Genomic DNA, 7,336 nt, shown 5'->3' with positions numbered 1-7,336 from the left:
CGTCCTGCCCGGGGGCGGTATCCGCAGCCGCGGCCGGCGTGGACTCGGCGGGAGTCCGGGCGGGCGAGGACTGGGCGGGCGAGGACTGGGCGGCAGCCTGGGACCGTCCACCGCGGGCGGCGTCGATCATCGCCACCAGATCGCTCTTGCGCTTACCTGACAGCCCCTTGAGGCCCATCTGCTGGGCGAGAGACTTGAGGTCCGCCAGACGCATGGCTGCCAGTGCAGCCCCCTGCGGAGGTGTGGAGTGGGTTTCCGTCGAGGTCACGGGTGTCCTTTCTGGGCCCGGACCGAGTCGGTGTCAACCGCTCCGCGCCGGGCAACTGTCCGGGACGCAGACACGCGTCCCGGGTGGCCGCTGAGGCCTTCCGTGGCGGCGAACTGGCCGGACACGGAGTCGTCTGAGGGGGATGTGCACGAGGTGATTCCTGCCGGGTCGGCTTCATGTTGACCGTCGACGTCGGACGAGACCCACTCACGGGCACGACAATCCCGATTGGCCACGCGCCGTTCGGCCGCTCCCCCGGGACCGCCTCGCGGACTGCTCACCGCTGGCGGGGTAAGCGTACGGGAGATGTCTCGGGATTCAGGGACGACCGGGCGTCCGTGGCTTCAGAAAAGCATACTACCCGCTGTCCGCCCCACACGCGTCCCCCTCGCGAGTCCCGCCTGGCGTGTCCTCATCCCCACCGGCGGGCGGTAACCTAACAGCCCACTGCGGCCGAGTGGAAGGAGGTCCGATGTTCGGAACGATGCTCGAGACCCCGTTGCTCGTGTCGCGGATCCTCGACCACGCCGCGGAGCGACACTCGAGCTCCACTGTCACCGGTTTCGTCGGCGACATGGTGCCGAGGACCTCCCGGTTCGACGTGATCGCGGCCCGGGCCGCGGCCACTGCGCACGCCCTGACAGATCTCGGTGTGGGTGGCGGCGACGTGGTGGCCGTCCTGTCCGGCAGCCGCCCCGAGGTCATCGAGTCGATGTTCGCGATCCCGTCGATGGGCGCGGCGGTTCTCTCGCTCAACGTCTTCCGATCCCGGTCGTTCCTCCTCGCCGCGCTGCGCGACAACGACGTCTCGGTGCTGCTGGTCGATCCGGAGTTGCTGCCCCGCGCACTCGATGTGATCGACGATCTGGAGCACGCACCCCACCTCGTCGTGTTCGATGACGAGGTTCACGGGGACACCACAGCGCCGTCCGGGGACCGACACGGCGGGCAGCTCCACGCCCTCGAGACACTCCTCGACGGGCGACCGACCACCTTCCCGTGGCCTGAGCTCGACGAACGCACCGCCGCCGCGCTCGCATACACCTCCGGCACGACGGGGCTGTCGAAAGCGGTGGCGTTCACGCACCGGTCGATCTGGCTTCACTCCATGCAGATGTGCATGGCCGAGAGTGCCGCGCTCCGTAGTGGGGACAGCGTCCTGACGACCGTGCCGATGCACCACGTGCTGTCCTGGGGACTGCCGTACGCGGCCTTCATGACCGGGGCCAGCATCATCACCGCCCGGCCGCGGCCGGGTCAGGCCATGCACTCCGGACGCGAGCTGGCGGAGCTACTGGCCACGTTCAGGCCCAACAAGGTCGCGACGACGCCGGCCTCGCTCCAACGCCTCCTGCGACACCTGGAGAACCACCCGCAGCCACTGGGCCACCTGAGCGAGGTCCTGGTCGGCGGCTCTCCGGTGCCGGAGGCGCTGTTCGACGCCTTCGTCACCCGGCACGGGGTCACCATCATGCAGGCCTACGGCCTCACGGAGTCCAGCCCGATCGCCACCTTCGCCCGCGCCGATCCCCACTCCTCGGCGACCCATCGCCGGGCCCAGATCCTCGGACAGGGCCGGTTTCCCGCCGGGGTCGACGCCCGGATCGTCGAGTCCGGACGAGTCCTTCCGAACGACGGGTGGTCCGTCGGCGAACTCCAGATCAGGGGCCCGTGGGTCACCGCTCGCTATCTGGGCGACGACGCCACCGACCGGTTCGTCGACGGGTGGCTGCGCACCGGGGACATGGCCACCATCTCCCCGCGGGGCTACCTCGACGTGGTCGACCGGGTGGACGACATCATCGCCTCGGGAGGCGAGCTGATCTCCTCGGTGGAACTCGAGCACGCCGTCCTCCGGGACGATCGGGTGGCCGATGCAGCGGTGATCGGGGTGCCGGACGAACGCTGGGGCAACCGCCCTATGGTCCTGGTCCACCTCAAACCCGGCGCGTCGGCCACCGCCCGGGCCCTCTGGGACTCACTCGAGGGCCACGTCGACCTGTGGAAACGACCGGATCACTGGGCTTTCGTCGACGACATCCCGCGCACGTCGGTGGGAAAGTACGACAAGCGGGCCATCCGTTCGCTGCACGCCGAGGGGGCCTATCGGGTCACCACCATCTCGCCCGGCTCCGCCACCTGATCAGGCGTGGGCTGTGCTCACTGCGCGGCGAGTACCCGGGCGCCCTCGGCGATCTCGAGGTCCAGAACCTGCCACCCCCGCGCCTCGGCGTCAGCGCGCAGGTCGGTCGGCAGCGGGCTGGTCCCCAGCACCAGCACGGTGGGTCCTGCTCCGGAGACCGTGGCGGCCAGACCCCGGTCCCTGAGCCGGGCGATCCACTCCGTCGTGCCGACGAGCGCCGGGGCCCGGTAGGACTGGTGCAGTCGGTCCTCGGTCGCGGCGAGCAGGAACTCCGGATGCGAGGCCAGCGCCACCGACATCAGGGCGGCTCTACTGGCGTTGAAGGCCGCATCCTCGTGGGGCACCTTCTCCGGGAGCAGCCCGCGCGTCTGAGCCGTCGACGAGGTCTCGGACGGCACCAGCACGGTGGCGACGATCGTCGGGTCCACATTCATACGGACCGCCCGGTAGGTCACCGCGGTCGCCGACCTCTCGGTCCACGAGACCACCACCCCACCGAGGACGCTGGCCGCGGCGTTGTCGGGATGTCCCTCGAACTCGCTCGCCAGCTGCACCAGGTGCTCGTCGGTCAACACCTGACCCATCAGCCCGTTCGCCGCGACCAATCCCCCCACCGCCGCCGACGCGGAGGAACCGAGACCCCGGGAGTGCGGGATCGCGTTGGTACAGGAGATCCTGACCCCGGGCGCGCCCGTGCCACCGGCACGCAGACCGGCTTCCACCGCCTTGGCGACGAGGTGTGAGGCGTCTGCAGGGACCTGCCCCGCCCCCTCCCCCGAGACCTCGAGTTCCAGGCCCGAGGCGATCGTCGTCACCGTGATGGTGTCGTACAGGCCCAGCGCCACACCGAGGGCGTCGAATCCCGGCCCGAGGTTGGCGCTGGAGGCGGGCACCTCGACGGTGACCGAGCGGCCGACCGGCAGGATGCGTCCCCCGGAGCTGCCGAAGACCTCCGGGCCGGCGCCGCTCACGGCGCTCATTCCAGTCCGAGGGCGCCGGCGACGGCGGAGGGATCCACCGGGATGGCCTCCACCTCCGGCATACCCAACAGGGCGGTGTCCGGATCCTTGAGCCCGTTGCCGGTGACGGTGCAGACGATCGTCTGCCCGGGCTCGAGCTCCCCGTTGGCGTGGGCGTCGAGCAGACCCGCGACCGACGCCGCGGAGGCGGGCTCCACGTACACGCCGTCCTTACCCGCGACGGTGCGGTAGGCCTCGAGGATCTGCTCGTCGGTGCGCTTACGGAACGTGCCGCCGGACTGGTCGCGGGCGGCGACGGCGCCGTCCCAGGACGCCGGCGCGCCGATGCGGATGGCGGTGGCGATGGTCTCGGGGTTCTTGACCGGCGCGCCGTCCACCAGCGGCGCCGCACCGGCGGCCTGCACCCCCATCATCCGGGGGCGGGTCGAGATGATGCCGTCCGCGTGGTACTCGCTGTATCCCTTCCAGTACGCGGTGATGTTGCCCGCGTTACCGACAGGCAGGAAGTGCAGGTCGGGAGCCCGCCCGAGCACGTCGACGATCTCGAACGCGGCGGTCTTCTGGCCCTCGATCCGCACGGGGTTGACCGAGTTGACCAGGCCGATCTCCGCGTAGGTCGCGGTGGTCTTGCGGGCCAGTTCCAGGCAGTCGTCGAAGTTGCCGTCGACCTGGATGATCGTGGCCCCGTGCATGACGGCCTGCGCCAGCTTCCCGGCCGCGATCTTGCCCTGCGGGATGAGCACCGCGCAGCTCATCCCGGCTCTGGTCGCATAGGCGGCGGCCGAGGCGGACGTGTTGCCGGTCGAGGCGCACAGCACCGCCTTCTGACCGCGCGCCCTGGCGTCGGTGACGGCCATCGTCATCCCGCGGTCCTTGAACGAGCCAGTCGGGTTGAGGCCCTCCACCTTGAGGTACACCTCGCACCCGGTCACCCCGGAGAGGTAGGGGGCCGGCAGGAGCGGGGTCCCGCCCTCGAAGAGCGTCACCGTCTCCCAGGTGTCTCCGATCGGGAGCCGGTCGCGGTAGGCCTCGATGAGACCGGGCCAGCGGTGGTGAACTGGCTGATGGGTGCTGCTCATTCTGTGTCCACTCCCTCGAGTCGGATGACGCTGGTGATGACCGAGACCGCGTCCTGGTCTGAGAGCGCTGCCACCGTGTCCGCGAGCGCGCGCTCCGAGGCTCGGTGGGTCAGGACGGTGAGCTCCGCGGTGGGCTCGGCATCGTCCAGCTCGGACTCGGGGAACTCGACCTCGGTCTGCCGGACCTGGGCGATGGACACCCCGTGGCGCGAGAACTCGGCGGCGACCAGAGCCAGGACGCCGGGCTTGTCGGCCACACGCATCCGTACGTGATAGCGGGTGGAGACCTCGTCCATCGACGCCACCGGCAGCGCCGCGTACGTCGACTCCCCCGGCGCCCGGCCCGCGTCGACCTTGTTCCGGGCCGCGGCGACCATGTCCCCGAGGACGGCGGACGCGGTCGGGGATCCACCGGCACCCTGCCCGTAGAACATGAGCCGACCTGCCGCCTCCGCCTCGACCACGACTGCGTTGAAGGCGCCGTTGACGGTGGCGAGCGGATGGCTGTCGGGCAGCAGCGCCGGGTAGACGCGCGCCGAGACGGCCTCGCTGCCGTCCTCCCGCTGCAGCTTCTCGCAGATCGCCAGGAGTTTGATCGTGCAGTCCATGTCGCGGGCCGACGCGAAATCGTCGGGCGTGATCCGGGAGATGCCCTCCCGGTAGACGTCGCCCGCCGTGACACGGCTGTGGAACGCGATCGAGGCCAGGATCGCGGCCTTGGCCGCCGCGTCGTATCCCTCGACGTCCGCCGTGGGGTCGGCCTCCGCGTATCCGAGCCGGGAGGCCTCGGCGAGGGTCTCGGCGTAGTCGGCGCCCGTGGACCCCATCGCGGAGAGGATGTAGTTGGTCGTTCCGTTGACGATCCCGAGGACCCGCTGGACCTGGTCACCCGCCATGGAACGCCGCAGAGGTCCGATCACCGGGATCGCGCCGGCCACGGCCGCCTCGAAGTACAGGTCGGAGCGGGTCGAGTCCGCCGCCTCCGCCAGTTCGTCGGTGTACTCGGCGAGCAGGGCCTTGTTGGCGGTGACCACGGCCTTGCCGTTCCCGAGCGCCTCCAGCAGCAGGGGACGCGGTACGTCGATACCGCCCATCAGTTCGACGACGACGTCGACGTCGTCCCGCGAGACGAGCGAGGACGGATCCGCCGTCAGCAGCTCGGGGTCGATCCCGCGGTCGCGGGACAGGTCGCGCACCGCGACACCCCGCAGGACGAGCGGAGCCCCGATCCGGGAGGCGAGCGCCTCCGCGTTCTCCGTCATGTAGCGGATGACCTCGGTACCGACGGTGCCCATTCCGAGCACCGCCACCCCCACGGGTCGCACGCCTGACGCCGTTGCGTCGCTCACTGTCCCACCTCCAGGCTCGTCAGATCGTCCAGGGTTTCACGCCGGAGCACCAGGCGTGCCCGTCCGTCACGGACCGCGACCACCGCGGGCCGGCCGATCAGGTTGTACCGACTGGACATCGAATAGCAGTAGGCGCCGGTCGCCGCGACGGCCACCAGATCCCCTGCCCCGGTGTCCTCTGGCATCCACAGGTCGCGGACCACCACGTCACCGCTCTCGCAGTGTTTGCCCACGAGTCTGGCCACGACGGGGGCGGCGGTCGACGCGCGGCCCACCAGGCGGGCGTCGTACTCGGCGTCGTAGAGCGCGGTCCGGATGTTGTCGCTCATCCCGCCGTCGACGCTGATGTAGCGACGTCTCTCCCCGCCGGCGAGGTCGACGTCCTTGACCACGCCGACCTCGTACAGGGTGACCGTGCCGGGTCCGGCGATCGCGCGGCCGGGTTCGACGACCAACGTGGGGGGCGCGAGCCCGACGTCCGCCGAGAACCCGTCGACGATCTCCCTCAGTGCGGTGGCCAGGTGCGCCACCGGGGGCGGATCGTCGGTCGGGACGTAGCTGATGCCCAGGCCGCCGCCCAGGTCGAGATGATCGAGCTGGGCCGTGCGTTCGGCCCCGAACTCGTCGACGATGTCGCGCAGGAGCCCGATCACGCGACGCGCGGCGAGTTCGAAGCCGTCGACGTCGAAGATCTGGGAGCCGATGTGGCTGTGGAGTCCGGTGAGCCGGATGTGCGGTGCGTCGAACACCCCGCGGACGGCGGCCATGGCCGCGCCGCCCGCGAGCGAGAACCCGAACTTCTGGTCCTCGTGCGCGGTGGCGATGAACTCGTGGGTATGCGCCTCGACGCCCACCGTCACCCGGATGAAGACGTCCTGGACCACCCCCTCCTCGGCGGCGATGCGATCCAGGAGCGCGATCTCGGACATCGAGTCGAGGACGACGTGCCCGACCCCGCTGCGGACGGCGAGCCGCAGTTCGTCGGCGGACTTGTTGTTGCCGTGCACCGTGATCCGGGCGGGCGGGAAGTCGGCGCGCAGGGCCACCGCGAGCTCGCCACCCGAGGCGACGTCGAGGCTCAGTCCCTCCTCCGCCACCCAGCGCGCCACCTCGGTACAGAGGAACGCCTTGGACGCGTAATGGACCCGGTCCGCGCCACCGAAGGCCTCCGCCATCTCGCGGCACCGGGAGCGGAAATCGTCCTCGTCGATCACGAACAACGGGGTCCCGTACTCGGCCGCCAGGTCATCCGCGGCCACCCCGGCGAACTCCACCACACCGTCGTCGCGTCGACCCGCGCCGCGCGGCCAGACCGCCGGGTCCAGGGCCATGACCCGCCCCGCGTCGGTGGGACGCTCCCCGATACCGGGCGCGTGCGGGAACTCGTGTCGGGACCCGGCCGGGTGCGCGCTCACATCTTCTCCGGGGCGGTGACGCCGATCAGCCGCAGGCCGTTGGCCAGGGTCTGCCGGGTGGCCGTGCTGAGCGCGAGCCGGGCGGCGTGGAGCGGGCCGGGC

The 7,336-nt window shown here is 70.8% G+C and carries 7 protein-coding genes; 1 reads left to right on the top strand and 6 read right to left on the bottom strand.

Going from position 1 to position 7,336, the window contains the following annotated elements; all coding sequences use genetic code 11:
* Positions 1-268: Rho termination factor N-terminal domain-containing protein (locus G6026_RS03830; RefSeq protein WP_182612299.1), on the bottom strand; the 268-nt coding region annotated here is incomplete at its 3' end.
* A gap of 472 nt (positions 269-740) precedes the next feature.
* Here G6026_RS03830 and G6026_RS03825 point away from each other — a divergent pair.
* Complete coding sequence (locus G6026_RS03825) at positions 741-2,411, top strand: AMP-binding protein (protein ID WP_107756724.1); 1,671 nt, start codon at positions 741-743, stop codon at positions 2,409-2,411.
* A gap of 17 nt (positions 2,412-2,428) precedes the next feature.
* On the opposite strand, the gene thrB is transcribed toward G6026_RS03825, so the two are convergent.
* The 5 genes from thrB to G6026_RS17095 form a co-directional block, all read right to left on the bottom strand.
* Positions 2,429-3,391: a homoserine kinase gene (thrB, locus tag G6026_RS03820; RefSeq protein WP_182612298.1), complete on the bottom strand. Its 963-nt coding sequence runs from the start codon at positions 3,389-3,391 to the stop codon at positions 2,429-2,431.
* Positions 3,388-4,470 (bottom strand): threonine synthase, encoded by a 1,083-nt coding sequence (gene thrC / locus G6026_RS03815; RefSeq protein ID WP_182612297.1) that lies wholly within the window; start codon positions 4,468-4,470, stop codon positions 3,388-3,390. The genes thrB and thrC overlap by 4 nt, the downstream gene beginning before the upstream one ends.
* The gene (locus G6026_RS03810) at positions 4,467-5,819 is read right to left on the bottom strand and encodes a homoserine dehydrogenase (protein WP_107756727.1); all 1,353 of its coding nucleotides are present in this window, start codon (positions 5,817-5,819) and stop codon (positions 4,467-4,469) included. The genes thrC and G6026_RS03810 overlap by 4 nt, the downstream gene beginning before the upstream one ends.
* Positions 5,816-7,234 (bottom strand): diaminopimelate decarboxylase, encoded by a 1,419-nt coding sequence (lysA, locus tag G6026_RS03805; protein ID WP_107756728.1) that lies wholly within the window; start codon positions 7,232-7,234, stop codon positions 5,816-5,818. The genes G6026_RS03810 and lysA overlap by 4 nt, the downstream gene beginning before the upstream one ends.
* On the bottom strand, positions 7,231-7,336 hold a 106-nt coding region (locus G6026_RS17095; RefSeq protein ID WP_241727936.1), incomplete at its 5' end, for a DALR anticodon-binding domain-containing protein. The genes G6026_RS17095 and lysA, both read right to left, overlap by 4 nt.

It is taken from the genome of Dietzia sp. DQ11-38-2 (assembly GCF_014145055.1).
Lineage (GTDB): Bacteria > Actinomycetota > Actinomycetes > Mycobacteriales > Mycobacteriaceae > Dietzia.
The sequence above is the reverse complement of the archived record's forward strand: the minus strand, read 5'-3'. Positions and strand labels throughout refer to the sequence as shown.

Bases quoted from the DNA above. Each gene is read 5' to 3' on its own strand.
- thrC (WP_182612297.1), bottom strand. From the start codon at position 4,470: ATGAGCAGCACCCATCAGCCAGTTCACCACCGCTGGCCCGGTCTCATC.
- G6026_RS03825 (WP_107756724.1), top strand. From the start codon at position 741: ATGTTCGGAACGATGCTCGAGACCCCGTTGCTCGTGTCGCGGATCCTC.
- thrB (WP_182612298.1), bottom strand. From the start codon at position 3,391: ATGAGCGCCGTGAGCGGCGCCGGCCCGGAGGTCTTCGGCAGCTCCGGG.